We start from the raw sequence: 1,978 nt of genomic DNA, 5'->3' as shown, positions 1-1,978 counted from the left end.
AGAAAAGAAATACGCCGCGAAAAAAGCCGCAGCGTAAGCGCTCCTTTTCATAAATGCACATCTGCCCAAAACCTCGCAAGACGAAATACTTGCGAGGTTTTTCTATATCAAAAACGAGATATAATTGCGATGACGAGGCGGGCAGAGGGGAGACAACGTTTCGCAGGGCAGTTTGCTAAAAATATTTTTTGCCCTTTATGGCATCCCGAAAAAAACAAAAACGCGCTTCGCTTGAACGATTGTTCTTTTTCCGGGATTCTAGTTGGCAAAAAATATTTTCTTTACGCAAACTGCCAATGCTCCGCTTTTGTCTCCCCTCTGCCCTCAAGTTTATGCACAGTACGCAGCATCTCATAGTGACAAAAAGGAAGTGCATAAGGTGCGGCGGCAGAGCCCCAATAAGAGGAGCGTTCGAATTTCTGCGTGAAGAACCTATTTTTGTCTTCCTCTATTCCCCGCGAAAAGAGTTACCGTTCAAGCACCAGCGCGTTTTACTCTTTTCGCGGGATAAATTAGGAGACAAAAATAGGTTTAGCAGAAATTTGCCGCGGAACGTTGGGGCCCTGCCGCCGCACCGCCCTCATTGCCGCAGCGTTGTCTCCCCTCGTCCCTGCTCACTTTATACAATATAGACAAAATAGATAAAAAAGCTGCTCTCCCAGCAAAGGAAAGCAGCTTTTGGATTTTATTCAATGAAGTGCGCGTGCGGCGCTTGTGGCGCGACGGCGCTGGCGCAGGCGGTACCATGCCATCGGGACGATGAGCATCGGGATGCCGGCGTAGAGGGCTTCACGCAGTTCCGGCTCGAAGACCATGACGACGAGGCAGAAGACCTGAGCCCAGATGCCAAACAGTGTGACATATGGGAAGAACGGCGTCTTGTAACGCAGTTTTTTGTCCGTGCCGAGAGCAATCATGCGCTTGCGGCTGCGGTACTGGCTCCAGCAGATGGAAATCCACGCGATGGCGCCCGTAAAGCCCGAGACAGCCAAAAGATACGTATAAAGCGCCGAATCCGGGTCAAACGAATAAAGCAGGATGACGGCCCAGCAGGCACAGATCGAAACGAGAATGGAGCGCGACGGCATGCCGTTCTTGTTGATGTAGCCGAGCGTGCGCGGTGCCATATCCATGCGGGCAAGGGCGTGCAGCGCACGGGCTGCGCCGTAAAGGCCGGAGTTCGAACACGAAATGGCGGCCGTCAGGATGACAAATGCAAAGAACGCGCCGAAGCCCGAGAAGCCATACTGTGTGACTGCTGCGGCAAAGACACTTTCGTCGAGGCCGGCTTTATCCCACGGCAGGATGGAAATCAAGAGCGAAATCGGGATGATGTAGAGCGCGATGATGCGCCACGTCACATTGCGCACAGCAATTGGGATGCTCTTTTCCGGATTCTCGCATTCACCGGCGGCAAGGCCGATAATTTCAGTGCCCTGGAAGTTGACCAGGATGATGACCATCGTCAGTACGATGGACCAGTAGCCGTTCGGTGCGAAACCGCCGCTGCCAAGAAGGACCTTTGTGCCGATATAGCCCTGGTCGCCGATGAGGCCGAGGCAGATGAGCGCGGCCACGATACTAAAGGCTGCGAGTGCGATGATCTTGATGAGAGATAACCAGAATTCGCTCTCGCCGAACTTATCGACATGAAACAGATTGAGAATCGTCACCAGCAGTCCGAAGAAAACAGCCCACCAGAGCTGACTGACTGCTGGTATAAAGTTATTCATGATGATGCCAGCGGCAATCATCTCGGATGGAACGTATGCAACCCAAGTCGTCCAGTAGGCCCAGCCCACACCGCAGGCCCAGGTCGGTGAGATATGCTCACACGCATACGTGACAAATGAACCTGAAACAGGTTTTTCCACCGCCAGCTCCGCCAGGCAGAGCATGACGCAAAGCACGATGACCCCGCCTAAGAGATAGGCGAGTATCGCGGCCGGGCCCGCTTTTTCGAGAACATACCCGGTGC

The 1,978-nt window shown here is 53.2% G+C and carries 2 protein-coding genes; one reads left to right on the top strand and one right to left on the bottom strand.

Annotation, left to right across the window (positions count from 1 at the left end; genetic code table 11):
• Positions 1-357: hypothetical protein (locus tag ACI4OH_RS05305; RefSeq protein WP_439784333.1), on the top strand; the 357-nt coding region annotated here is incomplete at its 5' end.
• Between the two features lie 332 nt (positions 358-689).
• Here the strand turns inward: ACI4OH_RS05305 and ACI4OH_RS05300 are convergent.
• On the bottom strand, positions 690-1,978 hold a 1,289-nt coding region (locus tag ACI4OH_RS05300), incomplete at its 5' end, for an amino acid permease (protein ID WP_439784332.1).

It is taken from the genome of Mitsuokella apri (assembly GCF_051886055.1).
Lineage (GTDB): Bacteria > Bacillota > Negativicutes > Selenomonadales > Selenomonadaceae > Mitsuokella.
Note: the sequence above shows the minus strand (reverse complement) of the source record. Positions and strands in the feature narration are given on the sequence as shown.